Source organism: Mesorhizobium sp. P170090 (genome assembly GCF_057786115.1).
Window position 1 is genome coordinate 1,033,627 of sequence record NZ_JBYNWH010000001.1, and the last position, 24,217, is coordinate 1,057,843.

Sequence of the window (24,217 nt, forward strand, 5' to 3'; positions counted from 1 at the left end):
GAGGAAAACACCATGAGCAAGACAATCCGCCTGACGATGGCGCAGGCGCTGACCCGCTTTCTGAGCAAGCAGATGACCGAGATCGACGGCAGAAGAGTGCCCATCTTCGGCGGTGTGTGGGCGATCTTCGGTCACGGCAATGTCGCCGGCATCGGCGAGGCGCTGTACCAGCTGCGCGACGAATTGCCGACCTTCCGCGCCCACAATGAGCAGGCGATGGCGCATGCGGCGATCGCCTATGGCAAGGCCAATTTCCGCCGCCGCTTCATGGCCGCGACCTCGTCGATCGGCCCCGGTGCGCTCAACATGGTGACGGCGGCGGCCCTCGCCCATGTAAACAGGTTGCCCGTCCTGTTTTTGCCGGGCGATGTCTTCGCCAACCGCATTCCCGACCCGGTGCTGCAGCAGGCCGAGGACTTTTCCGACGGCACCGCGACGGTCAATGACTGCTTCCGTCCGGTGTCGCGCTATTTCGACCGCATCACCCGTCCCGAGCAGATCATCCCGGCATTGGCGCGGACCATGCAGGTGCTGACCGATCCGGCGGAATGCGGCCCGGTGACGCTGTCGCTCTGCCAGGACGTGCAGGCCGAGGCCTATGACTATCCCGAGAGCTTTTTCGCCGAGCGCGTCTGGCACCAGCGCCGGCCGCGTCCGGACCGGCATGAATTGGCGGCGGCGGTCACCGCGCTGAAGGGTGCGAAAAAACCGCTGATCATCGCCGGCGGCGGCGTGCTGTATTCGCAGGCTTCGGATGAACTGGCGAAATTCGCCGAGAGCGCCGGCATTCCGGTCTGCGAGACGCAAGGCGGCAAATCCTCGCTGCCCGACACACATCCGCTCAACATGGCGGCGGTCGGCGTCACCGGCACGTCCGCGGCCAACCGGCTGGCGGAAGAAGCCGATGTCGTGCTCGCCATCGGCACCCGCCTGCAGGATTTCACCACCGGCTCGTGGGCGCTGTTCAAGAACTCCGGCAAGACCATCATCGGGCTCAACGTGCAGCCTTTCGACGCCGGCAAGCACCGCGCGCTGCCGCTGGTCGCCGATGCGGCCGAAGGGCTTGTCGAACTCGGTGCGGCGCTGGGGGGCTGGGAAGCACCGGCGACATGGACCGACAATGCGACCCGGGGCAAAAAGGCCTGGCAGGCCGAAGCCTCCAAGGTGACGGCGTCGACCAACGCCGCCTTCCCCTCGGATGCGCAGGTGATCGGCGCCGTGCAGCGCGCCCTGGGCTCAGGCGTGACGCTGTTGAATGCTTCGGGCGGCTTGCCGGGCGAACTGCATAAACTCTGGCAGGCGGGCGCGCCCGGCTCGTACCATGGCGAATATGGCTTCTCGACCATGGGCTACGAGATTGCCGGCGGGCTCGGCGCCAAGATGGCCAAGCCCGACCAGGAGATAGTCGTCATGGTCGGGGACGGCTCTTACCTCATGATGAATTCCGAAATCGCCACGTCGGTGATGCTTGGCCTGAAGCTGACCATCGTGGTGCTCGACAACAGGGGTTATGGCTGCATCAACCGGCTGCAGATGGCCACCGGCGGCGCCAACTTCAACAACCTCTTGAAGGACGCGCGCCACGAGATCCTGCCCGACATCGACTTCGCCGCGCATGCGGCCAGCATGGGCGCTATTGCCGAGAAGGTGCCGTCGATCACCGGCCTGGAGACCGCGCTGCAAAAGTCGAAAACCAACGACCGCACCACCGTGCTGGTCATCGACACCGACCCGCTGATTTCCACCGATGCCGGCGGCCATTGGTGGGATGTCGCGGTGCCGGAAGTCTCCGCACGGCCGCAGGTCAACGCAGCGCGCAAAGCCTATGACGAAAAGCGGCAGATGCAGACAATCGGCGATTGATGCTAAGTCAGCGCTGCCCCCTACCTCCCCCTTGTGAGGAGGTCGGACCGCAGGTCCGGGTGGGGGTCTGGCGCCGCACCCCCACCCCGCTGCTTCGCAGCGACCCTCCCCACAAGGGGGAGGGTGAACAAGAGACCGGAGCTAAAACTTGAAAGCCAAACTGGGCATGTCCCCCATTGCGTGGTGGAACGACGATCTTGCCGAACTCAGCGACGACGTCTCGCTGGAAGAGTGCCTGCGCCAGTCGCGCTCGGCCGGCTTCACCGGCATGGAAATGGGCCGCCGCTTTCCCAATGACCCCGAAATCATGCTGCCTATCCTGAAAAAGGCCGACGTGACGCTGTGCGGCGGCTGGTTCTCCGGCACGCTGGTCGATGAGGACATGGGCAAGAACAAGGATCGCATCCAGCCGATGATCGACCTGTTCAAGGCGGTGAATGCGCCTTGCATCGTCTATGGCGAGGTCGGCCGCTCGATCCAGGGCGATCGCTCCAGGCCTCTCGCCACCAAGCCGAAATTGTCGAACGACGAGATGAGAGCCTATGCCAGGCGCCTCACCGAATTCGGCGAATGGTGCGCCGAGCAAGGCATGCCGCTGTCCTATCACCATCACATGGCGGCAGTGGTCGAGACTGAGCCGGAGCTCGATGCCTTCATGCGCCATTCCGGCGAAGGCATTCCGTTGCTGCTCGATGCAGGGCATCTCGCCTTTGCCGGCGGCGACGTGCTGCGCGCCATCGACAACCACCACAAGCGGATCAGCCATGTCCATGTGAAGGATGTGCGCATGGGCGTGATCGACGGGCTCGACCGCACAAAGCAGTCCTTTCTCGACGCCGTGGCGCTCGGTGCCTTCACGGTGCCTGGCGACGGTTCGCTCGATTTCGGCGCCATCGTGCAGCGCTTCGCCGACCACGGCTATGAAGGCTGGTTCGTCGTCGAGGCCGAGCAGGACCCGAAAAAGAACCCGCCGCTGAAGATGGCCCACGTGGGTTACAAGGAATTGATGCGGGTGATGACGGCGGCCGGCTACACGGTCGAGACGCAAGGCTTTCCCAATGCGTAAGCCGGTCCGATGAAGGATTACGAGCACCCGTTCTTCCGGCCGCTGTGGCGGCGCGTTGCCGTCGTCGCCGTCTGCGTGATCTGGGCCGGAATAGAATTCGCCTCCGGCACCCCGTTCTGGGGCATCATTGCGCTCGGCTTTGCCGCCTACGCCGTCTGGCAGTTCTTCTATCTTTACAAGCCGGTGGAGGAGAGCAAGGCTACGCCTGATCGACCGAAGACCGGCGAAGCGAAGGCGGACGCCGAACCGAAGGAATGAAGCGGCCGTGGCTCGGAAGGGCTTGCGGGTCGGACACTCGACACCTGGCGTATCGCCTACGTCGGTGATTGGCCGGAATGTCCCTCGCTTCGTCATCCTAGGGTCTTCGCGACGGAGCTTCGCTCTAGGATGACGAAGTTGAGAGGCCGACCTCGAAGACTTGCGATAGGAGACAAAACATGTCGAAACTGCTCGTCAAAGCCGACAAGGGCCATGGCCGCGTCGCGCATGTCACGCCCAACAGCGCCGGATGGACCTATGTCGGCTTCGACCTGCACCGGCTGAAGCCGGGCGAGACCGCATCCGGCAAGACGCAGGATCGCGAAGTCTGCCTGGTGTTCGTCACCGGCAAGGGCACGGCAAAGGCCGGCGGCCGGGAACTCGGCCTGCTCGGCGAGCGCATGTCGCCCTTCGATGGCAAGCCGTGGTCGGTTTATATCCCCGAGGGTTCGGACTGGTCGGTCACCGCCGACACCGATCTCGAACTCGCGGTCTGCTCGGCGCCGGGCCTGGGCGGCGGCTTGCCCGTTCGCGTCATCGCACCCCACGACCTCGGCCAGGAGACTCGGGGCAAAGGCACCAACACGCGCTACGTCACCAACATATTGCCCGAGGGCAAGCCCGCCGACTCGCTGCTGGTCGTCGAGGTCATCACGCCCGGCGGCCACACATCGAGCTACCCGCCGCACAAGCACGACCAGGACAATCTGCCGGCCGAATCCTATCTTGAGGAAACCTACTACCACCGCCTCAACCCGCCGCAGGGTTTTGCCTTCCAGCGCGTCTACACCGACGCCGACAAGACCGGCGCCCGCGAGCTGGACGAAGCCATGGCGATCGAGGACGGCGATGTTGTGCTGGTGCCCAAGGGCTATCACCCCTGCGCCGCCTGCCACGGCTACGACCTCTATTATCTTAACGTCATGGCCGGGCCGAAGCGGACGTGGAAGTTCCACAACGCGCCCGAGCACGAGTGGCTGATGAAGGCCTGATCGGCCTACGCTTGCGGCGGAAGCTGTTGGTCCAGCAGCGAAAAATCGTCGGCTAACGACCATGGGGTCGATTTGCCTTCGAAAACCCGCATAAGCTTCGTCAATCCGTCATGGAAATCGCCTATGGCAGCGGGCTGACGAGGATTTTTTTCGATGCGCTACGCCATCTATTTCACCCCAAGGCAGGACGAGCCGTTGGCCCGGATTGCCGCCAACTGGCTGGGCCGCGACCCCTTTGGCGCCGCCACAAGGCCGGTCGAGGCGGTGGGCGAGCTGTCGGCGGCCGAAGTCGCCTTTCACACCGCATCGGCGCGGCGCTACGGTTTTCATGCGACGCTGAAAGCGCCCTTCCGGTTGGCCGCCAACGAAACCGAAAGCTCGCTGCGCGCGGCGCTGGACGCCTTTGCCGAAGCAACGCCGACGGTCACCATCCCGCGCCTGGTCGTCAGCCAGATCGATGGTTTCTTCGCTTTGCTGCCGGAAGGCCCGCTGCCGCCGCTCAACCGTTTCGCTGATGATGTCGTGCTTAGCTTCGACCGTTTTCGCGGGCCGCTCACCGAAGCGGAAATCGAACGGCGCAGCCCGGATTCGCTGAAGCCGGCCGAGTTCCGCAATCTCTGTCAGTGGGGCTACCCCTACCTGTTCGAGACCTTTCGCTTCCACATGACACTGTCCGGCCGGGCCGGGCCGCAGGAAAGCCAACGTCTGCGCGCGGCAATTGACAGCCTGTTCGCCGATGTGCTGCAGCAGCCGGTGCTGGTGGATGCGCTGACGCTGTTCGTCGAAACCGAACCGGGCGCTCCGTTCATGGTGCTTTCGCATCATGCGCTCGGCCGCCGCGCTGCCCGAAAAACCGCTAACCGCAATTCGTCCGAGTAAGCAAGGACTGCCTGAATGACCGCCGAAACCGTTCTCCACAACGCCCGCATCGTGCTTGCCGACGAGATCGTCGAAGGGTCGCTCGTGCTGCGCGACGGTTTTATCTGCGGCGTCGACGCCGGCACCGGCCAAATCGGCGGGAATATGGCTGGCGAGGACATGGGCGGCGACTACATTATTCCCGGTCTGGTCGAGCTCCACACCGACCATCTCGAAGGCCACTATGCGCCGCGCCCGAAAGTGCGCTGGAACCCGATCGCCGCCGTCCTTGCCCATGACGCGCAGGTGGCCACCGCCGGCATCACCACCGTGCTCGACGCTTTGCGTGTCGGCATGGACGAGGACGCGGATATTACCTCCGACGACATCCGCAAGCTCGCCGGCGCGATCGAGGACAGCGTCGCGAAAGACCGGTTGCGGGCCGACCATTTCCTGCACCTGCGCTGCGAGGTCTCGGCGCCGGATTGCTTGCGGGCTTTCGCCAATTTCGATGGCGACGAGCGGGTCAAGCTGGCCTCGCTGATGGACCATGCGCCGGGACAGCGTCAGTTCGTCAATCTCGAGACCTACGCCCATTACTATCAGCGCAAGCTGAAATTGACCGATCGCGACTTCCAATTGTTCTGCGAAAAGCGGATGTCGGAATCGGCGAAGAATTCGGGACCGAACCGGGTGGCGATATCAGCCGCCTGCAACGAGCGGGGCATTGTGCTGGCGAGCCATGACGACGCCACATCAGGCCATGTCGACGAGGCGATCGAGCAGGGCGTGCGCGTCGCGGAATTCCCGACCACGCTGGAAGCCGCCAAGGCCTCGAAGGATGCCGGGCTCGGCGTACTGATGGGCGCGCCCAACGTCATGCGCGGCTCCTCGCATTCGGGCAATGTCTCGGCCCGCACGCTGGCCGGCGACGGCCTGCTCGACATATTGTCGTCCGACTACATTCCCTTCAGCCTGATCCAGTCGGCCTTCTTCCTCGGCGACGTCGTCGAGGGCATTTCCCTGCCGCAGGCGGTTGCGATGGTGTCGAAGAATCCGGCCGAGGCGATCGGCCTCAACGACCGCGGCGTCATCGAACAGGGCCGCCGCGCCGATCTGGTGCGTGTGCGCGTCGACGACCATGTGCCGGTCGTGCGCACTGTCTGGCGCCAAGGGCGCCGGGTCGCCTGATGGTCTCGGCGTCGATCGAGCGCGAACTCAGCAGCGAGGCCTTTCCGCTCCGCAACGGCGTGTTTGTCGCCGTCGTCGGCCCGAGCGGCGCCGGCAAGGATGCGGTAATCGGCTATGCCCGCACCTTGTTTGCCGACGAGACGAGGCTGGAGTTCGTCCGCCGGGTCATCACCAGGCCGAGCGACGCCGCAAGCGAGGATCACGACACGCTGGCCGACGCCGCCTTTGCCGAGGCCCAGGCCGACGGCGCTTTCGCCATTTCCTGGGAGGCGCACGGCCTGCGCTATGGCATCCCGGCCGATGTCGACTGGTCGATAGCCAATGGCCATGTCGCCGTGGCCAATGTCTCGCGCGCAGTCATCCCGGTGCTGCGGGAGCGCTATGCCAATCTGGCTGTCGTCGAGATCACCGCTTCGCCGGAAATCCTCGCCGAGCGTCTCGCCCAGCGCGGCCGCGAATCGCGCGGCGAAGTGCTGGCTCGGCTCGCCCGCAGCGCCAATGTCGCTTTGTCCGGACCCGGTGTCACCTCCATCGACAACGGCGGCCAGCGCGAAGCCGCCGGAGAACGCTTCGCCGAGGTGCTGCGCAAGGCGATGGCCTTCTCGGATATCTCCGGCGTGATGTAGCGCTACTCGGCCGCGACAGTCTTGCGGCTGGCATCGAGCATCAGCCGCCTTGCGCGGAACACGCCCCATTGCTGGTCGACCAGCACGCCAATCAGGATCACGCCGCCCATCACCGCGAAGTTGAGCGAGGACGGGATGCCGAGCAGATTGACCAGGTTCTGCAACTCCTGCAGCAGCACGGTGCCCAGGATGACGCCAACCAGCGAGCCTTCGCCGCCGCGCAGCGAGAAGCCGCCGAGCACGGCGGCGGCAATGGCGTAGAGTTCGTAGAACTGGCCGTGGCTGGCCGGCGAGATCGAGCGCGTGTACATGGCGAAATAGATCGCCGACAGCGCCGTCAGAACGCCGCAGATGACATAGGCGGCCATCACGACGCGGCCGGTGCGGATGCCCGAATATTTAGCCGCCTCTTCGTTCTTGCCGATGGCATAGAGGTAGCGTCCGAACACCGAGCGGTGCAGCACCACCCACATGACGATCGAAATGACGATCAGTGCGATGAAACTGTTGGGCACGCCATAGCTGCGGCCCGCGGTGAGGAATTCGAGCTCGGGAAAATTCTGGCCGAAGGCGAAGCCGGCGGTGCCGTCGGCGGTATAGAAACGGGCGACCCCGCGATAGATCAAAAGGCCGCACAGCGTCACCACGAAGGGCTGCAATTTCAGCCTTGTGATCAGCCAGCCATGCGCCAGCCCGATGATGCCGCCCAGCACCAGGATCAGCGGCAGCGCCAGCGGCCATGGCATGTCGCGCACAGCGATGAAATCGATGAACAGCGTGCCGAGCAGCGCCACCAGCGACCCCACCGACAATTCGATGCCGCCCGTGATGATGACGAAGGCCTGGCCGATGGCGAGGATCCCGAACAGGCCGATCAGGTTCGAGGTGTTGGCGAGGTTGATCGGCAAAAGGAAGCGCGGGTTGATGGCGGTCACCACGGCGCCGACCACCAGGATCAGGATCAGCAGGCCGAGATCTTTTTTGCTCATCGTCTTCTCCCCAATGCGCCGGACCGGCAATCGCCTGAAGCCCGCTAGTTTGCCGGCTTGCCGACCGCCAGCAACAGCACGTTTTCCTGGCTGAATTGTTCCTTGTCGAGAATGCCCGAGATCTGGCCCTCATGCATGACGGCGATGCGGTCGGACACGCCGATCACCTCTTCCATGTCGCTGGAGATCATCAGCACGGCGACGCCGGCATCGGCCAAGGCTCGCATCAGCCCGTAAATCTCGGCCTTGGCGCCGATATCGATGCCGCGCGTCGGCTCATCGAGGATCATCACCTTCGGGTTCATCGCCAGCCATTTGCCCAGCACCACCTTCTGCTGGTTGCCGCCCGACAGCGTGCCGGTTCGCGTCTGCACCGACGGCGCTTTGATGCCGAGATTCGTCTTCTGCTTCTCTGCGGTGGCGGCCTCGGAGCTTGCCGACACCAGTCTACGCTTCGCATGCGCCGGCAGGTTGGGCAGCGAGATGTTCTGCGCGATCGACAGGTCAAGCAAAATGCCGGTCAGCTTGCGGTCTTCCGGAACCAGGAAAATGCCATGCGCGACCGCATCGGCCGCCGAACCCAGTACAAGCGGCTTGCCGCCGAGTTCGAGCCCACCGCCAAGCGTGCTGTCGATGCCGAAGAACACCCGCGCCAGTTCGGTGCGGCCGGAGCCGACAAGGCCGGCGAGGCCGAGGATTTCACCGCGCCTGATGTCGAGGTCGACCGGCCGGGCAGGGTAGGCGGGGGTGCGGATGGCTTTGGCCGAGAGAGCCGTGGCGCCCGGCGCCCGCGCCGCCTCGGAGGCCTTCTCGCGCTCCTTCAGCATGCGGCCGATCATCAGCTTGACCATCTGGTCGTGGTTGATGGCGCTCTTCGGCAAGGTGCCGGCCAGCATGCCGTCGCGCAGCACCACGACGCGGTCGGCGACGCGCTCGACCTCATGCAGCCGGTGCGAAATGAAGATGACGCTGATGCCATCGGCCTTCAGCGCCTTGATGACGTCGAGCAGCTTGTCGGTTTCGGCAAGCGGCAGGCTCGATGTCGGCTCGTCGAGGATGACCAGCCGTGCCTTGATCGACAGCGCCTTGGCGATCTCGACCATCTGCTGCTGGGCAAGCGACAGCGAGGCAACCGGCGTATCGGCGGAAAAGTTGGCGCCGACACGCTTCAGCAGCGGCGCCACCATTTCGCGCAGCTTGGCGCGGTCGACCAATCTCAGCGGCCCGCCGCGCAACGGCTCGCGGCCGAAGAAGATATTGGCGGCAACATCGAGGTTTTCGAACAGATTGAGTTCCTGGTGGACGAAGGCGATGCCCGACCCCAGGCTGCCTTCGACGGTGAGCCCGTCATGCGCAACGCCGTCGACGGTGATGGCGCCGCTGTCCGGCCTGGTGACGCCGCCGAGGATCTTCATCAAGGTCGACTTGCCGGCGCCGTTTTCGCCGACCAAGCCGATCACCTCTCCCGGCCTGACCTCCATGGAAAAACCATCCAGCGCCACCACGCCCGGATAGGTCTTGCGCACGTTCTCGAGGCCGAGGAACGGGGTGGTTGCGACGATGGATGGGTCGGAATAATTCATCACGCCATATTTGATCAGGCTTGCCAGCAGCCGGTGGGCTACAGACTGACGGGCCTTGGCCGGCCCGTCAACACGATCGCCGGCTCAAGGCGAACCCTGAGCCGGCGCAACTGCTCGTGGTCTCAGTTTCCGGACATCGCCTTTAGATTGGCGGCATAGGTGTCGACATCGTCCTTACCGATGATCTTGGTCGGGATGATGATCAGGCCGCCTTCCGGAATGCCTGATTTGTCGCCCTTGAGATAGGCGGCCATCAGCTTCATGCCCTGATAGGCCCATTCGAAGGGCTGCTGCACGACGGTCGCCGCCACGGTGCCTTCCTTGACGCCGCCCAGCGTGATCGGATCGTCATCGAAGCCGACGACGGTGATCGAGCCGAGCTTGCCGGCGTCGCGCAGCGCTTCATAGATGCGCGGCGTGTTGTAGGAATAGAAGCCGACCATGCAGGTGATGTCGGGGCTGGCGACCAGCGCGTCCTCGACATTCTTCTTGGCGCGCGCCTGGTCGATGTCGTCGCCGCGCACGTCCACCAGTTCGATCTTGCTGCCGGCGAGGCCGTCCTTCATGCCCTGGATGCGTTCCTTGGCATTGTCGGCGCCGAGCAGCCCGACGAAGCCGAGGCACTTGCCGCCGTCCGGCATCGCTTTCTTGGCGATCTCGGCCGCCTGCTTGCCGGCGTCGACATTGGACGAGCCGATATAGGCAACGCGCTTGGTCTGCGGGGCATCGGAGTCGGTGGTGAACAGCGCCGTTTCCGACGCGATCTTGTTCAGGCCGTCGGTCGAGGTCTTGGGATCGACGGCCGAGACCATGATGCCCTTGACGCCGGCGGTCACCAGATCGTCCATCAGCCGCTGCTGGATGGCGACCGAGGACTGCTCGGGATATTTGAGTTCGAGATTGTAGTCGGGCAATTCGGCCTGCGCCTTCTTGACGCCGGCTTCGGCGGCCTTCCAGAAATCGGAAGCGCCGTTGACGACGAAGGCCAGCGTCGGCTTGTCGTCGGCGCGCGCAATGGCTGTCGCGGTCAGGCCAAGCAGCAGGGCTGCGGTGGCCACGGATGCATGTCGTATCAAGGATTTCATGTTCAACCTCCCGTTTTGGCTCAGTCGTCGGACTGAACCGATCTTGCATTCACTGACTTGCCGCTCGCGATTTGGACGCCCTCCTCCTCAGGGGTTCCCGGCGCTGAAGAATGGCGTCGTCGGTCGCGATCACGGACTTTAGAGACTCATCCCGTGCTCGTAAATAGTCTGATTTGTCTGACATATCACATGTCCGAGACCAAGCTTGCGGAGGCAAACCCCGCTCGCCATCGGGCCATTCACGTGCACTTCTCGCCGCACGGGTCCCACCTGACCGGACACGGCGGATTGACGTTACAGCGTCGTTTTGTATTAGTAAACACTATTAGCAGAGGTCTCGCGCGGACACTCGGCGGTGGCCCTAGGTCTAGTTTGCCCGAACAGGTGCAGCACGGCTTCGCGCAAGCAGATGCCTTGCAGTCCTTGAATTTCACGCAGCCCGCAGCGGCATGGCGGGGAACTTCAAAACTGCTAATAAAGATAATCGCCTTCGACTATTTCCATTGGTCGACGGCGCGACACCATCTTGTCGGTGTGGCAGGCTTGCGACTAGACAGGCTGGGGATTGGGACGCAATGCCATGAGCGAGACGAGGGATCCGGACGACACGGCGAAGCGGCGCAAGGCGCCGGCGAGAGCTGCCAAGGGCGGCCGCGTCACCATGACCGACATTGCCAGGGCAGCCGGTTGCTCGCAGGCGACCGTCTCTTTCGTGCTCAACGATTCGCCCGGCATCCGGCTGTCGCAGCAGACGCGCGAGCGGGTGATCGACGCCGCGCGTGCGCTCGGCTACGCAGCACCCGCCTTCTCGGCGCTGCGCAAAGCTGTTGCCGCCTTCGATGGACTTGACGGTGTCATCGGTTTCGCTGTCGACCAGCTGGCGACAAGCCCGGAAGCCGTTGTCGCCATCGAGGGCGCGCGCCAGGCATCGTGGAACGCCGGCAATGTGTTGCTCGTGGCGCAGACCATGGGCGACGCCGTCATGGAGCCGCGCGCCATTACGGCGCTCACCAGGCGCGGCATCTCGGCGCTGGTCTACATGACCATCTTCACCCGCGAGATCACGGCACCGGACTTCCTCTACGGCCTCGACATCCCGGTCATCCTGCTCAACTGCTACACGGCCGATTATGCCTTCCCGGCCGTGGTGCCGTCCGAGATCGCCGGCGGCCAGAACTCGACCCGGCATCTGATCGGCCACGGCCACCGCCGCATCGCCACCATCACCGGCGAGCCGTGGATGCAGGCCGCGCAGGACCGCCTCAAAGGCTACCGCAGGGCGCTCGCCACCGCCGACATCCCGTTCGATCCCGAACTGGTGGTCGAGGGCGACTGGTCGGCGAGCGCCGGCTACGCGGCGACCGTGAAGCTTTTGGCGCTGAAAGAGCGTCCGACCGCTATCTTCTGCCAGAACGACCGCACGGCCATCGGCTGTTACGAAGCGCTGAAGGAGGCGGGCCTGCACATCCCGCAGGACATCTCCGTCGTCGGCTATGACGACGAGGAGATCGCCCGCCATCTGTTCCCGCCGCTGACGACATCGATCCTGCCGCACATGGCGATGGGCCAATGGGCGATCGAACAGCTCGAAGTGCCGCCGCCTGCCGGCCGCGGCCGCTATCCCATCACCAAGCTGGAATGCCCGCTGGTCGAGCGGGAGTCGGTGGCAGCTGTGGCTGGATAAAGCTGAACCAATCCATCCCGATGCAAATCGGGATGGGTCTGTTTGGTGGTTGCGCCTCAGGGCAGGGACTATCCGGGAACGTGCCGCGGTTAGAACCGCAAGACGACAAAGGAGCGCCTGCGATAGCAGCGCCGGCGCAGCCGGCCATGCCGCCAGAACGTGCGGCAGTGCCGTCTCCAGACATGCCGCCTGTGGTGGCGACGATGGTGCCATCGCCGATGCGAGATCTGCTCAACATCGCCAGCGCCTTCGTCGTCATCAAACGAATTGGCATCCTGCTTGTCGAGTTCATCGAGAATGCCGTTACCGACATTGGGAACCCCGGCCACGGCCTCGAGAGGCCGAACCGCGGTAGCAAGCGCCGCGGCCCCCGCAACGCCAAACAATGCTGTCAAGAATGATCGCCGATCCATCAAAACCTCCATCAGCAAGACAAGGCTAACATGACGAGCCTAACACAATGCAGCTAGAGCGGGTGATACAAAAGGCCAGAGGCGAATCTTCGAGCCGGCCCAAACGGGTGACCGGACGGACGGTAGAGGTCAGATTAAGGCCGCAACCGGGCGGCGCGCTTCCTTCGGCTCGGTGACCAAGCCATGCAGAATGCCGCCGATGAAAGCGCACAGCCTGACCGGTTCCGCCTTTCCGCGAAACGCTGAACCGCTCGGCAAAGCTCTCTCCCTAAGAATGCCCGCCACCTTGCGGCATTGGGGCTGGCTGAGAGACTGATGCCCCACGGCACATGCGATGTTGCGGTACTCAGCGCCGCGCCAATATCCGGCAGAGCTCCTTCAGGTCCCGGTCGTAGGTGCCCTTGCCGCTGAGCACGCTGGCGCAGCGTTTCTTCATCTTGGCGATCTGGCCGGCCGACATGGCGCTGATGGCAACCACCGCCGGTCGCGTCGGCACCGCCGGCGTGTTGGGATCCCGAGGGCTGGTGGGCGCGGTCGGTGCGCCAATGCCGACCCCGACCCCGGCCGTCACCCCATTGCCCACCCCGACACCGGCGCCGACCCCGACACCGCTGCCGACGGTTGCGCCGACCCCGACCCCGACGCCCGTGCCCACCGATGCGCCGACGCCGGCCGCAACGCCGCTGGTGCCGCCAACCGTAGCGCCGACACTGGCGGTGGTGCCGCTGGTGCCGCCGACCGTTGCGCCGACATTGGCGCCCTTGCTGCCGCCGACCGAGACGCCGACGCCAAGCCCGCCGCCACTGCCGCCGACCGAGACGCCCACCCCACCGCTGCCGCCGATGCCCACACTGAGCCCGCCCGCGCCAGCCGGAAAGCACAAAGCCACGGCAACAGCGCCACCGGCCAAGGCCTTTGTTAAACTTTTAAAGAAATCCATAATGACGCTCCCCGTGTTGGTTGCCTGGACGCAGGTTGAACAGCATCCGTTACCAATATGATTACGCGAGTGTAGCGTTTTTAGTTTCTGCAAGAATAGGTAGTATTGGGAATCGTTGTTATGGCTTCTTGCGGCGACCGGAATATATATTTTGGAATTGGCGGAAAAAATCGAGGATTTGCGGTTAGACTCGGAACCTTAGACAGGCAGGACGAGTGCTCGCATGCGGGAATTTACCGGGCGCATGCCTCAGGCCATCTTGCGACGCCGCTTCGCTAGGCTGCGGTGGAGAATGGACCCTCGAGAATGGGGCTCGTACTGCAGAAAAGGGGACGACCCAAGAAACCCGCGACGATCTCCACCGATGTCGGGCGCGTTGTGCGTCACATCGTTCCGCTGCTCGCAGTCGACGGCGTCAGCGCTACCCTTGCGGGCATACCTTCGCCCCGTTTGGCGTTTCTGCCCTTTGGATCGGATGCCGATCGTCCGCTGGCGTTTCGAATCTCTTCAACTTACGCCGAGTTTCGCAAATCCACTTTCATCCCGGCTAACGTTCGAAGGGTTCGCCAAGCGAGGCGACACCGTTCAGCCTGAGCAAGCGGCGGTCCGCCGAGATGACACCGAGCACGACGATCGTAACGAGATAGGGAAGGCTGGAAAGCAGTTGCGATGGCAAGTCCAGACCGGTCGCCTGGGCGGCGAGGCTCATCAGCGAAACCGCGCCGAAGAGGCAGGCACCCAGGAAGATGCGGCCAGCGAGCCACGTACCAAAGACAACGAGTGCGATCGCGATCCAGCCACGTCCGGCAATCATACCGTCCGCCCAAAGGGGCGTGTACACCGCCGCCGCATAGGCGCCGGCAAAACCCGCCATCATGCCACCAAAAGCTATGGCCGCGACACGGATAGCGATGACCGGATAGCCGATGGCGTGGGCTGCCTTGGGATTCTCGCCGATTGCCCTCACGACAAGGCCGACTCTCGTATAGGCAAACATCGCCCAGATCGCAAACGTCACGGCAAGGGAAAGCCATACGACGACGTCCTGGACAAACAGCCTGCCGACTACCGGGATTTCCGAGAGGCCGGGAAAGACAAGTTTCGGGAGCCCCTTCACCGTCAAGCTCTCGTAGCTTTTGCCGAACAGCGCCGAAAGGCCTTGGCCGAGAATGCCGATCGCAAGGCCTGTCGCGACCTGGTTTGCCCGGAATCCGAGTGCCAGCACTGCAAAGACGAGGGACAGGACGGCGCTACCGAGGCCGGCGGCAACGAACCCCAGCAGGTGTCCACCGCCGTGGTAGACGACGATGAACGCGAGCACCGCGCCGAGGGCCATCAGGCCCTCTACGCCGAGGTTAAGAACACCGGCGCGCTCGACCACCAACTCGCCGAGTGCGGCAAGGAGAAAGGGGGTTGCCGCTGCGAGCATGCCCGAAATAATGAACTCGACGGCGTTCATGGCTGGCTCAGGTGATGGGGGCGGCGCCACTCGATGCGGTAGCGCACGAAGGCCACAGCGCCGAGATAGGCGAGCAGCAAGCTGCCTTGGAAGACGCGGACGGCGGCGATCGGCAGGTTTGCCGACACCATCGCATTGTCGCCGCCGATATAGAGGACAGCCATAAAGAGCGCGGAAAAGATGATGCCGACTGGATGCAAGCCGCCGAGATAGGCGACAATGATGGCCGCATAACCGTAGCCGGTCGAGATCGAGCGCTGCAGCTGGCCGAGCGGACCCGCGACTTCCGCCGCGCCTGCCAGTCCCGCCGCCATGCCACCGATCAGAAGCGATAGCCAAATCGCACGCCCTTCGCTGAAGCCGGCGTAACCGGCCGCGCGCGGGGCAAGGCCGCCGACCTTGAGCTTATACCCCATGAAGCTTCGCTGCATGAAAACCCAGGCCACCAGCGAGAGCGCAAGTGTGATGAGCAGCGAGACGTTGACGCGGGTACCGGTGATCAGGGTCGGCACCATCGCGTCGTTCTGAAACATGACGGATTGTGGGAAATTGAAGCCGGCCGGGTCCTTCCATGGGCCGAGCAGCAGGTAGTTGAGGACTTGCGCCGCAACGAGGCTCAGCATCAAGGAGACCAGGATCTCGTTCGCATTGAGCCTGACGCGCCAGAAGGCGGTGATAGATGCCCAAAGTGCACCGCCGAGGGCACCGAGAAGCAGCATCAGCGGCCAGATCCACTGCCCGGTCGCCTGCGGAAACCAGACGGGGATCGCCGAGGCGAAAATAGCGCCCAGGATAAACTGGCCCTCCGCGCCGATGTTGAACACTTTTGCGCGGAAACCGATCGCCAGCCCCTGAGCAATGAGGAGAAGGGGCCCCGCCTTCAGCAGCACCTCCGCAAACGATGCCCAGGAGAGGAACGGCTCGAGAAGCATCGCGTACAGGACGGCCGCCGGATCTCGGCCTATCAGCACATAAAGGCCCAGATTGAGGATGATCGCCATGCCAAGCGCGGCAGCCGGGGCCAGCATGGCCGCGACGAGCGAGGCATGCTCCCGGCGGACGAGCGCGGGGAGGAACGGCGCGGCCCAAACGCTCATGCAGGAACCTTCTCTGGCGAGGCATGTGCTCCGATCATGTATCTGCCGATGTCTTCGGGGCGCGTGTCCCGCGTGACCAGAGGCGGACTCAGCATTCCATGATGGAGCACCTGGATGAAATCGCAGAGTTCGAAAAGTTCCTCGAGTTCCTCGGAAATTACGAGGATCGCCACGCCCAGGCTGCGCAACGCGATGAGCCGCCTTCTGATGGCGGATGCAGCGCCAATGTCTACACCCCAGGTCGGCTGCGCCACGAAAAGCAGTTTTGGCGACAGCATCATCTCGCGACCGACGATGAATTTCTGCAAGTTGCCGCCGGACAGCGAGCCCGCTTCGGCATCCGGGCCGGAGGCGCGAACGTCGTACCGACGGATGCATTCGCTGGTGAAAGCCGTCGCTCCGGCGCTGTTGATGAGGCCGCGCCTCACGAGATCGAAAGGATGGGCGGTAAGAACGGTGTTGAGCACGAGCGACATTTCAGGGACCGCGCCACGTCCCAGCCGGTCTTCGGGCACGAAGGCGAAGCCAAATCTCCTGCGCGCGGCCGCATCGAGTGTGCCTACGTCGCGGCCCATCATATAGATCCGGTCGCGTTGTTCCTTCAGCAGCATCGCTTCGCCCGAGATGAGCGCGGCAAGTTCGCCTTGGCCATTGCCCGATATTCCGGCTATGCCAAGAATCTCGCCTGATCGTACCGTAAGGCTGATGCCGGAGAGCGGCGTGGCAAAGGGGTCGTCCGGCGTGTAGTCCATGCCGATTATTTCCAGCCGCTTCTCCCCCTCGGGCATGGCCAACGCGGGCATCACCTCGGGCATGTCGCGGCCGATCATCATCCGGGCGAGGTCGTGCGCATCATAGTCGCGCGGGTCGACGGTGCCGATAACGCGCCCTCCACGCAAGACCGTCGCCTGGTCACAGATCGTGCGAATTTCCTCCAGTTTGTGGGAGATGAACAGGATGGACACGCCGCGGTCGCGAAGGCGCCTGAGCGTGTCGAACAGCTTCTTCACCGCCTGCGGCGGCAAGACCGAGGTCGGCTCGTCGAGAATGAGCAGCTTCGGGTCCGTCATCAGGCAGCGGATGATCTCCACCCGCTGCCGTTCGCCGACCGAGAGCGCGTGCACATCGGCGAGAGGATCTACTTCAAGGCCGAAATCCTGGCCGAGGCTGCGGATGCGCCCCGCCAGCTCCGCCTTACCGCCGGGGACGACGAGCTGGATGTTCTCGACGACAGTCAGCGTCTCGAACAGCGAGAAATGCTGAAAGACCATGCCGATGCCCCTGCGCCGTGCCTCAGCCGGCGAGGCAAGGCGCAGATGCTCTCCGTTCCAGACGACGGTGCCTTCGTCCGGCTGTTCAACGCCATAGATGAGCTTCATCAGCGTCGATTTGCCCGCCCCATTCTCCCCGAGGATCGCATGGATCGATTGGGGCGCCACGTCCAGATCGATGGCTTCGTTAGCCCGGATCTGGCCGTAGCTCTTCGAGATGCCGCGGAGCGACAGAAGGGGCGGGGTCATGACTTACTTCGGCAGTGGTGTGGTGACACCCTTGACGTGCCAGTCCATCGCGACGATCTCGGGATCCGCTATCGTCGCACCGGCGGCGGCGGCTTCGCTGCCGTCGGCCTTGGTGATTGGACCTGTGAAGGGCGAGAAGCTGCCGTCGGCGATCTTCGCCGCCACTTCCTTGATCTTCGTCATCGTGTCGGCTGGGATATCTGAGTTCCAGTCCACGACCTCCACCACCTTTTCGGCGACGCCGAGGAAGGTGTTGGTGCCCTTGAAAGTTCCGGCGAGATGGGCATCCACGGAAGCCTTGAAGAAGGGCGACCAGTCTGTCGCGATGCAGCCGAGATATTTCTTCGGTGCATATTTCTTCATCGACGAATTGAGGTTGAACGCGTAGACGCCAGCCTCCTCGCAGGCCGAGATCACGGAGGGTGTGTCCTGCGCGTTCGAGAAGATCACGTCGCAGTTCTGTGCCATCAGCGCCTTGGCGGCTTCCTGTTCCTTGGCCGGGTCGAACCAGGAGTTCACCCAGACGACCGATACCTCGATATCGGGATTTACGGTCTGTGCGCCGAGCGTAAATGCGTTGATCGAGGTGATCAGCTCCGGAATGGCGAAGGCAGAGACGGAGCCGACCTTGCCGGTCTTGGAAAGAGCTGCGGCGGCTATGCCGAGCAGGTAAGTGCCCTGGAAATACTTCGCCGCGAAGGGCGAGAAATTCGGCGCAGTCTGGAAGCCGGAGGCATGCAGCACGGTGACCGCAGGATCGCGGCGGGCGATCTGTAGTGCACCATTCTGGTAGCCGAATGAGCCGGCGATCAGGAACTTGTTACCGTCGGCGACGGTCTTGTTCATGATCCGGTCGGCGTCCGGCCCTTCGGCGATGTTCTCGATGACGGTGATCTTCACCTTGTCGCCGTATGCGGCCTTGACCGGCTCGAGGCCGGCGGCGAGCGCATGGCCCCAGCCGACATCGCCGACCGGCGACGGGAGCACGAGCGTGATACCGAGCGGCTCGTCGGCCGCAAAGGCGGGACGGCTGCCAAGCGCGCCGGCAAGCCCTGTTGCGGCAAGGCCCTTCATCAGAGTTCTGCGGGTCAGATAGTTCAGCATGTCAGTTCCCCTGTCTTAAGTTGTTAGAATTCCACCGCGGCAAAAGCGGTTTCCGCGTCCGCAGCAAGCCGGGCCTCGTTCAGCCCGGTAAACGCACCCTTCTCCCAGACGATGCGGCCGTTGATCATGGTCATGTCGGTGGGCATGCCGATGCCGACCTTGGCGATCAGGCTCAATGGATCGTGGCGTGTGCCGACATAATCCATGCGGCGCGTGTCGATCGCGAAGAGGTCGGCGGCCATGCCGGGCGACAGTCGGCCGATGTCATTGCGGCCCAGAAGCGCGGCCCCGCCCGTTGTCGCATAGCCGAGGAAATCGACCGGCGCAGGCACGGGATGAGCGCGCGTCGAGGCCGCCAGGCATTGCAGCATGTAGGCGGAATGGATGCAGTGCATGAGGTTGGAATTGTCGTTCGAGGCAGCACCGTCGCAGCCGAGACCGACGCGCAGGCCAAAGGCGGACATGGCGGGAATATCAGTCACCTCCGCGCCCACCAGATAGACCGGCTCAGGGCAATGCGAGACACCGGTGCCGCTCGCCGCCATCAGCCGCAGTTCGTCATGCGTCAGCTCCCAGCAATGGGCATAGAAAGTGTCTCGGCCGGCAAATCCGAGGTCCTCGAGATAGTCCACCGTACGCATGCCATGGCGGGCCTCGATGATCGGGCTTTCGCCCTCGCCGACATGGGTGTGCATCCGCACCCCGCGATCACGCGCCAGCGAAACCGATTCCACGAAGGTCTCGCGGTAGCAGTTGACCGGCTGGCAGGGAGCGACCACGACCTGACGCATGCTGAAGGGACTGGTGTCGTGATAAGTGTCGATGAGGCGTGCGCAGTCGGCAATGAATTCGTCCGTGGTCTCCAGCATCTCGTCTGGAATGGTCGAGCCTTCCGATTTTGGCAGCGTGTTGCCGCCGCGGCCGGCATGGAAACGCATGCCGAGAAGATCGGCCGCTTCGAACTGCCGGTCGATGAGCCGTTTTCCGGCATGGCGCGGAAAATTGTACTGGTGGTCGAAGGCCGTCGTGCAACCGTGCTTTATCATCTCTGCCATCGCCGTGATCGAGGCGTGGTAGAAACAATCCTCGTTGAGCCGGGAGAAGATCGGATAGATCCGGTCGAGCCATTCGATGACCGACAGCTTCGTCCAGTCGAGTTCTGCACGGTTGCGCACAAAGCACTGAAAGAAGTGATGGTGCGTGTTGACGAGGCCGGGATAGACGAACCAGCCGTCGGCGTCCTGCACGATAGTACCGGCCGGCAACTCGCTTCTGTGCAGGCCTTGCCCGATTGCCTCGATCTGCGGGCCATTCGTCAGCACATCGACATTGCGCCGGACGCTCGGACCCCTGCCCTCGTCGGTGATGACCGCTGCGCAATTCTTCAGGAGATAGCCGGTCACCTCACGCCTCGTCCAGCATGGGTCGCGGTTCGGGCTTCAACTCGTGCAGCCGGTGGATACCGGGCATCTCGATGAAATTGTCGAGGCTGCGGAGCGCTCGCGACCAGAGCCGGATCGTGGGATACGAATCGAGGGAAACGCCGCCGTCGGGCGCGAGCGCGACATAGGGAAAGCAAGCAATGTCGGCAATCGTCGGCCGGTCGGAAGCGAGAAACCGGTCGCCACGCATTTTTTGTTCGAAGAGGCCGGCTTCCAGCTCACGTAGTGCCGCTATGCCATTGGCCTGAAGCGCACCGATGTCACCGGGGCGCAGCAGCATCTCATGCAGGCGCGCGCCGCCGAGGTTGGCGGTCAGCCTGTGCGAGAAGGAAAGCCATTGCTGGATGCGCGCCGTCTCCTCGGGGGCGCCGCTGCCGAGCCAGGCCGGTGCTGCCTTCGCGGCGAGATAGCCAAGCATGGCGGAAGACTCGGTCAGGATCAGGTCGCCGTCTTCAAGGATCGGGATGGAGCCTCCCGGATTAAGCGCCATAAGCTCGGGGCCACGATGCTCGGCGCCGGGATGGAAGTCGACCGGGCGGATTTCGAGCTTCACACCTGACAGCGTCGCCATCAGGCGCACCTTGTAGCAACTTGGGGAGAGGATGTAGTCGTAAAGCTTCACTGTGCCACCAATTGCGCGCCGTAGGTATAATTGTGGCGCTTCAGCCAGCGGCGATAGGCGACCGAGGTCAGGTCGGCGCGCGTCGGGATTTCCATGCCGGGATCGAGCGGCAGAAGACGCGGGATCTGGTTTTCGAGGATCGAGCGGTCCTGCAGGAAAATCGTCTGCTGGAAATGGATGAGGTCGGTCTGTGGCGTCTCGTCATCGAAAAGCGCCATCCACGGCCAGACGTCGCAGAGATCCTCGGCAAGCGGTTGGACGAATAGCGTAATGACATCCCATTCGCCCGGGCGCGGCGGGCAGGTCTTGTAGAGGACTGAGCAGGTCGGAGCCGGCACGCGGTACATGTATTCCGTCGTGATACCTCCACTCGCGGATTTCGCCGCCTGCGGCTGGTAGAACTTCACCTGGGTCGCCCAGACCTCGTCCTCTTCCTCGCGGATCTCGACCTTGTAGTTTTCGACCTCGGTATGCGGCTCCGAGCCGAGGATGTCGGTATGGACGAAGGGGAAGTGTGCGATGTCGAGGAAGTTCTCGACGGCGCGGAGCGGCGAGCAGCGCACCCGCACCACGCCGACATCTACGAAGCGGCGCCCGGGCTGGTCTGCCTCGGGAATCGGAAAGACCGGTTTCTTCGGTTCGCCGAGCGACGACCAGATATGGCCATAGCGCACCGAAACCGGCAGCACGCGCCCGTTTTCGCCTGTCACTTTCGCCGCGCCATTGGCGTCGAGCGCAACCTTGATCGGCTCGTCCATCAGGGTGGTCTCGCGCCCATAGCGGTCGAGCCGGCTGAAAAGCCCGACCGGATACCATTCGTGGCGCATCGCATCGTCGATCATGGCACAGTCCCTTTCGCCTCGATCCCTTCGGCCATGCGCCGAAGGCTCTCGGCGGCTCGCGAGGCCGCGATGCGCTCGGACGCATCGCAATCGGCTGGAACAAGGACGTGGATCAGCGTCTCGCCGGCTTCCTGCGGGATAGGCAGCAGGCGGATTGCCGGCGCGCCGGGTGCCTGCCAGACGCATCCTTCAACGGTGGCCTTCGTACCGGCAGCGACAAAGAGCGCCGAACTTCCGGCGCGGGCCGTCAATGAACGGAGCGGGACGTAACCCTCAAAAAGGGGTGGCTTGCCGTCAGGCTCTCCATCCGCGACCCAGATGATCCCGCCTGCCTCTTCGACCAACCGGGTCGCAACTCGAATCGTCTCCGGCGGCGTGAGGCTGGGATGGGCAGGAATGCGCAGGCACTGACCGGCCTGCGAATAGGTCCAGCCGTGATAGATGCAGGAGAGCGCCTCGCCGCGCACGAAGCCATGGGAGAGGCGCATGCCGCGATGCGGACAGCGATCCGCCGATGCCGCCAAGCGCCCCGATTGGCTTCGCCAGAGGGCAATGGGACCGGCGGGCGTCCGCGCCGGCATTACCTGTCCTGTTGGCAGATCCTGGGTAAGGGCGACCGGCACCCAGGTGTCCGTCTTGTCGGACAGCATGACCTTACTTTCCGTACTGATACTACTGTTTCCCGACCAGAGAGATGCCGGCGCAAGGAGTTGGCGAACCGCTCGATGCGGCTGACGTATGCATAATAATTTCGCAATTGCAATATTGGTTAAATTAAGTGCAAACCGAGGTAACCACACGCAAAGCTATATGTTTTTTTGCTCGACAGGCGCGCGGTCGATCGTCTCGACCCAGACCTCAATGGGCCCAAGCGAACATCCCATCTCCATCATGTCGATCAGCTCCGCCGCACCGGCAATATCGAGTTCGATGCGATCGGTGCTTGCATGAGCGATGTGGTGCGCGAGACCGAGCTTGGCCGCATGGCGCATGATCCAGGGCACGAAGGACGCGGGTTCGAGGTGGCCGCGAATGGTCATCCGCTCATGCAAGCGGTGTTGACTTTGCTTCATCACGAACGGAACGCGCGCCTTGGTGTCACGGTCAGCAGCATAGCGTCTGACTGAACGGGCGGAAGTGGTAATCGACGCGCCAATAACACCGAATATCGACTGATCGCCCGTGCCTAGACCCGGGCACTCATGCATGTCGCCCAGAAGTGAGCCGCGGTCCTGGGACAACGACATGCATTAAAACAAAGACTTCAAGCGCGTCGCATGAATCCGTTCAGCGTGACGGGCTTTAGGGTTATCTGAGCTATTGTAATACATCGGTAAGTGGCGCACCCGACAGGATTCGAACCTGTGACCTCTGCCTTCGGAGGGCAGCGCTCTATCCAGCTGAGCTACGGGTGCCTTCAAGGAACCTGAAAACGAACCAGCCGATAGGCCGGCCAGCCACGGCTTCTTAGCGGAAGCCGCGCCGGGCTTCAACGGGCAATTGGCGTGGCGATATTTTCGAAGCCACCTTGCGCGGCCTGGCAAGTTCGCGTCCGCCCTGCAGCCTCAGCCGGGGACTCACCCCGCCACCTCCACCTTCGCCACCCGCCTGCGCACCCTGCGTGGCGCCCGCTTCGCCTTCTTCGCCCCCGTCAGCTCGTGCATCGCGTCCAACTGCATCTGCTGCATTTCGGCCAGCCGCGTCCATTGGCGCGAGATCAGGTAGTCGAGCTTTTCGTGCAGGTGGCGCACTTCCAGCTCGGCTTTCAGGTTCACCCGGTAGTCGTTGAAGGAGCGCAGGCGGTCCTTGGCCTCCGTCCGTCTCTGGCTCATCATGATGATCGGCGCCTGGATGGCGGCGATGCAGGAGAGCAGCAGGTTGAGCAGGATGAAGGGGTAGGGGTCGAAGGCGCTGCTCACGCCCGCGATCAAATTGATGCCGATCCACACCGCAAGCACGCTGCCGAACGAGATCAGGAACCACCAGCTGCCGCCGAAAGCCGCCATGTTGTCGGAGACGCGGTCGGCGAACGAGCGGTGCTCCTCGAACTCCTCTTCCGAGTTTTCCGAAATGGTGTCCTGCCTGGCGATCGATTCGACCACCTGGCGGTCGAGCTCGGAGAATTCGCCATGCTCCTGCTGCAGCAACTCCTCCATGTAGCGCATGCGGTAGCGGCCGAGCTCTTCGCGGCTGATGCGGGCGCCGCGCGGCAGGTCGGGATGGTCGGAGCGGATGCGGTCGGCCAGGCTTGGCCGCAGGTCGTCGATGCGCACCAGGTCGCGCTTGCGGAATTTGCGGCCCGATATCGCCGATGGTTTCCGCTTCGGCTTCAGGCGGCCATGAGGTTCGGAGTCCGGCACATCGGGCGCTTCCAGCGCCTCGTCGGCCACCAGCTCGGCGTCGTGGTCGGTCGGCGCCTCGAAATACTCGCCGCCGCTGTCGTTTTCATTGGCGGCCTGTTCGGATGGTTTTGGGCTCATGATGCCGGCTCCTGCTGTCGCGCCCACGATACGCCAAGCCGGCACGCCATAGCCACTGTGGCGGTGAAGATTGGGGGCTTGTGCAAGCGCTTGTGATGAATGC

Annotated in this window: 23 protein-coding genes and 1 tRNA gene; 9 read left to right on the top strand and 15 right to left on the bottom strand. The window is 63.5% G+C overall.

From position 1 onward, the window contains the following. Nucleotides 1–12 precede the first annotated feature (12 nt). The 7 genes from iolD (at nt 13) to phnN (ending at nt 6,854) form a co-directional block, all read left to right on the top strand. Nucleotides 13–1,863: a 3D-(3,5/4)-trihydroxycyclohexane-1,2-dione acylhydrolase (decyclizing) gene (iolD, locus tag AC3EML_RS05210; RefSeq protein WP_352520622.1), complete on the top strand. Its 1,851-nt coding sequence runs from the start codon at nt 13–15 to the stop codon at nt 1,861–1,863. A gap of 148 nt (nt 1,864–2,011) precedes the next feature. Next, a complete protein-coding gene (iolE, locus tag AC3EML_RS05215; RefSeq protein ID WP_023814495.1) occupies nt 2,012–2,929 on the top strand; it encodes a myo-inosose-2 dehydratase in 918 nt (305 codons plus the stop codon). Between the two features lie 9 nt (nt 2,930–2,938). Continuing rightward, nucleotides 2,939–3,187: a hypothetical protein gene (locus tag AC3EML_RS05220; protein ID WP_023694642.1), complete on the top strand. Its 249-nt coding sequence runs from the start codon at nt 2,939–2,941 to the stop codon at nt 3,185–3,187. Nucleotides 3,188–3,366: 179 nt separating this feature from the next. Then, a complete protein-coding gene (iolB, locus tag AC3EML_RS05225; RefSeq protein ID WP_023732710.1) occupies nt 3,367–4,179 on the top strand; it encodes a 5-deoxy-glucuronate isomerase in 813 nt (270 codons plus the stop codon). Nucleotides 4,180–4,332: 153 nt separating this feature from the next. Further along, nucleotides 4,333–5,058 carry a DUF1045 domain-containing protein gene (locus AC3EML_RS05230; RefSeq protein ID WP_352520621.1) on the top strand — a complete coding sequence of 242 codons (726 nt, stop codon included), beginning with the start codon at nt 4,333–4,335 and terminating at the stop codon, nt 5,056–5,058. A gap of 15 nt (nt 5,059–5,073) precedes the next feature. Further along, nucleotides 5,074–6,228 (top strand): alpha-D-ribose 1-methylphosphonate 5-triphosphate diphosphatase, encoded by a 1,155-nt coding sequence (locus AC3EML_RS05235; protein WP_023732708.1) that lies wholly within the window; start codon nt 5,074–5,076, stop codon nt 6,226–6,228. Further along, the gene (gene phnN, locus AC3EML_RS05240) at nt 6,225–6,854 is read left to right on the top strand and encodes a phosphonate metabolism protein/1,5-bisphosphokinase (PRPP-forming) PhnN (protein WP_023732707.1); all 630 of its coding nucleotides are present in this window, start codon (nt 6,225–6,227) and stop codon (nt 6,852–6,854) included. Before AC3EML_RS05235 ends, phnN begins: the two co-directional genes overlap by 4 nt. Nucleotides 6,855–6,856: 2 nt before the next feature. Here the strand turns inward: phnN and AC3EML_RS05245 are convergent, their stop codons facing one another. From AC3EML_RS05245 to AC3EML_RS05255, 3 genes are all read right to left on the bottom strand, one after another. Continuing rightward, the gene (locus AC3EML_RS05245; RefSeq protein WP_023672350.1) at nt 6,857–7,843 is read right to left on the bottom strand and encodes an ABC transporter permease; all 987 of its coding nucleotides are present in this window, start codon (nt 7,841–7,843) and stop codon (nt 6,857–6,859) included. A gap of 44 nt (nt 7,844–7,887) precedes the next feature. Next, complete coding sequence (locus tag AC3EML_RS05250; RefSeq protein WP_352520620.1) at nt 7,888–9,426, bottom strand: sugar ABC transporter ATP-binding protein; 1,539 nt, start codon at nt 9,424–9,426, stop codon at nt 7,888–7,890. Between the two features lie 122 nt (nt 9,427–9,548). Beyond that, complete coding sequence (locus tag AC3EML_RS05255; RefSeq protein ID WP_023672352.1) at nt 9,549–10,511, bottom strand: sugar-binding protein; 963 nt, start codon at nt 10,509–10,511, stop codon at nt 9,549–9,551. A gap of 580 nt (nt 10,512–11,091) precedes the next feature. On the opposite strand from AC3EML_RS05255, the gene AC3EML_RS05260 reads away from it, so the two are divergent. Both AC3EML_RS05260 and AC3EML_RS05265 read left to right on the top strand, forming a co-directional pair. Continuing rightward, nucleotides 11,092–12,195, top strand: coding sequence for a LacI family DNA-binding transcriptional regulator (locus tag AC3EML_RS05260; RefSeq protein WP_031261963.1), 1,104 nt, complete (start codon nt 11,092–11,094; stop codon nt 12,193–12,195). Nucleotides 12,196–12,341: 146 nt separating this feature from the next. Then, entirely contained in the window at nt 12,342–12,596 is a 255-nt protein-coding gene (locus tag AC3EML_RS05265; RefSeq protein ID WP_196815243.1) for a hypothetical protein, read from the top strand. 358 nt (nt 12,597–12,954) lie between these two features. On the opposite strand, the gene AC3EML_RS05270 is transcribed toward AC3EML_RS05265, so the two are convergent. From AC3EML_RS05270 to AC3EML_RS05325, 12 genes are all read right to left on the bottom strand, one after another. Then, nucleotides 12,955–13,548 (bottom strand): hypothetical protein, encoded by a 594-nt coding sequence (locus AC3EML_RS05270; RefSeq protein ID WP_286461242.1) that lies wholly within the window; start codon nt 13,546–13,548, stop codon nt 12,955–12,957. 547 nt (nt 13,549–14,095) lie between these two features. Then, on the bottom strand, nt 14,096–15,007 hold the full coding sequence (locus tag AC3EML_RS05275) for an ABC transporter permease (protein ID WP_023734807.1): 912 nt from the start codon (nt 15,005–15,007) through the stop codon (nt 14,096–14,098). Then, the gene (locus AC3EML_RS05280; protein WP_352519353.1) at nt 15,004–16,104 is read right to left on the bottom strand and encodes an ABC transporter permease; all 1,101 of its coding nucleotides are present in this window, start codon (nt 16,102–16,104) and stop codon (nt 15,004–15,006) included. Before AC3EML_RS05280 ends, AC3EML_RS05275 begins: the two co-directional genes overlap by 4 nt. Further along, nucleotides 16,101–17,624, bottom strand: a complete 1,524-nt coding sequence (locus tag AC3EML_RS05285) for an ABC transporter ATP-binding protein (protein WP_352520619.1) — start codon at nt 17,622–17,624, stop codon at nt 16,101–16,103. Before AC3EML_RS05285 ends, AC3EML_RS05280 begins: the two co-directional genes overlap by 4 nt. A gap of 3 nt (nt 17,625–17,627) precedes the next feature. Next, nucleotides 17,628–18,725, bottom strand: coding sequence for a BMP family ABC transporter substrate-binding protein (locus AC3EML_RS05290; RefSeq protein WP_352520872.1), 1,098 nt, complete (start codon nt 18,723–18,725; stop codon nt 17,628–17,630). Nucleotides 18,726–18,751: 26 nt separating this feature from the next. Continuing rightward, entirely contained in the window at nt 18,752–20,131 is a 1,380-nt protein-coding gene (locus AC3EML_RS05295; protein WP_023727822.1) for an amidohydrolase, read from the bottom strand. A gap of 1 nt (nt 20,132) precedes the next feature. After that, nucleotides 20,133–20,792 (bottom strand): glutathione S-transferase family protein, encoded by a 660-nt coding sequence (locus AC3EML_RS05300; protein WP_023689145.1) that lies wholly within the window; start codon nt 20,790–20,792, stop codon nt 20,133–20,135. Beyond that, the gene (locus AC3EML_RS05305) at nt 20,789–21,634 is read right to left on the bottom strand and encodes an aromatic ring-hydroxylating dioxygenase subunit alpha (RefSeq protein ID WP_027049105.1); all 846 of its coding nucleotides are present in this window, start codon (nt 21,632–21,634) and stop codon (nt 20,789–20,791) included. Before AC3EML_RS05305 ends, AC3EML_RS05300 begins: the two co-directional genes overlap by 4 nt. Continuing rightward, nucleotides 21,631–22,284 (bottom strand): Rieske 2Fe-2S domain-containing protein, encoded by a 654-nt coding sequence (locus tag AC3EML_RS05310; protein WP_023819712.1) that lies wholly within the window; start codon nt 22,282–22,284, stop codon nt 21,631–21,633. The genes AC3EML_RS05305 and AC3EML_RS05310 overlap by 4 nt, the downstream gene beginning before the upstream one ends. Before the next feature lie 156 nt (nt 22,285–22,440). Beyond that, complete coding sequence (locus AC3EML_RS05315; RefSeq protein WP_444849051.1) at nt 22,441–22,881, bottom strand: acylphosphatase; 441 nt, start codon at nt 22,879–22,881, stop codon at nt 22,441–22,443. 91 nt (nt 22,882–22,972) lie between these two features. Next, nucleotides 22,973–23,049, bottom strand: a tRNA-Arg gene (locus AC3EML_RS05320). A gap of 162 nt (nt 23,050–23,211) precedes the next feature. Beyond that, nucleotides 23,212–24,114, bottom strand: a complete 903-nt coding sequence (locus tag AC3EML_RS05325; RefSeq protein WP_023745876.1) for a DUF1003 domain-containing protein — start codon at nt 24,112–24,114, stop codon at nt 23,212–23,214. Nucleotides 24,115–24,217 lie beyond the last annotated feature (103 nt).

Coding starts and splice junctions, on each gene's coding strand:
- AC3EML_RS05220 (WP_023694642.1), top strand. CDS start 2,939: ATGAAGGATTACGAGCACCCGTTCTTCCGGCCGCTGTGGCGGCGCGTT.
- AC3EML_RS05265 (WP_196815243.1), top strand. CDS start 12,342: ATGCCGCCAGAACGTGCGGCAGTGCCGTCTCCAGACATGCCGCCTGTG.
- AC3EML_RS05325 (WP_023745876.1), bottom strand. CDS start 24,114: ATGAGCCCAAAACCATCCGAACAGGCCGCCAATGAAAACGACAGCGGC.
- iolD (WP_352520622.1), top strand. CDS start 13: ATGAGCAAGACAATCCGCCTGACGATGGCGCAGGCGCTGACCCGCTTT.
- AC3EML_RS05230 (WP_352520621.1), top strand. CDS start 4,333: ATGCGCTACGCCATCTATTTCACCCCAAGGCAGGACGAGCCGTTGGCC.
- AC3EML_RS05260 (WP_031261963.1), top strand. CDS start 11,092: ATGAGCGAGACGAGGGATCCGGACGACACGGCGAAGCGGCGCAAGGCG.
- AC3EML_RS05235 (WP_023732708.1), top strand. CDS start 5,074: ATGACCGCCGAAACCGTTCTCCACAACGCCCGCATCGTGCTTGCCGAC.
- iolB (WP_023732710.1), top strand. CDS start 3,367: ATGTCGAAACTGCTCGTCAAAGCCGACAAGGGCCATGGCCGCGTCGCG.
- AC3EML_RS05280 (WP_352519353.1), bottom strand. CDS start 16,104: ATGAGCGTTTGGGCCGCGCCGTTCCTCCCCGCGCTCGTCCGCCGGGAG.
- AC3EML_RS05305 (WP_027049105.1), bottom strand. CDS start 21,634: ATGATCGACGATGCGATGCGCCACGAATGGTATCCGGTCGGGCTTTTC.
- AC3EML_RS05270 (WP_286461242.1), bottom strand. CDS start 13,548: ATGGATTTCTTTAAAAGTTTAACAAAGGCCTTGGCCGGTGGCGCTGTT.
- AC3EML_RS05250 (WP_352520620.1), bottom strand. CDS start 9,426: ATGAATTATTCCGACCCATCCATCGTCGCAACCACCCCGTTCCTCGGC.
- AC3EML_RS05285 (WP_352520619.1), bottom strand. CDS start 17,624: ATGACCCCGCCCCTTCTGTCGCTCCGCGGCATCTCGAAGAGCTACGGC.
- AC3EML_RS05255 (WP_023672352.1), bottom strand. CDS start 10,511: ATGAAATCCTTGATACGACATGCATCCGTGGCCACCGCAGCCCTGCTG.
- AC3EML_RS05315 (WP_444849051.1), bottom strand. CDS start 22,881: ATGTCGTTGTCCCAGGACCGCGGCTCACTTCTGGGCGACATGCATGAG.
- AC3EML_RS05275 (WP_023734807.1), bottom strand. CDS start 15,007: ATGAACGCCGTCGAGTTCATTATTTCGGGCATGCTCGCAGCGGCAACC.
- AC3EML_RS05310 (WP_023819712.1), bottom strand. CDS start 22,284: ATGCTGTCCGACAAGACGGACACCTGGGTGCCGGTCGCCCTTACCCAG.
- AC3EML_RS05245 (WP_023672350.1), bottom strand. CDS start 7,843: ATGAGCAAAAAAGATCTCGGCCTGCTGATCCTGATCCTGGTGGTCGGC.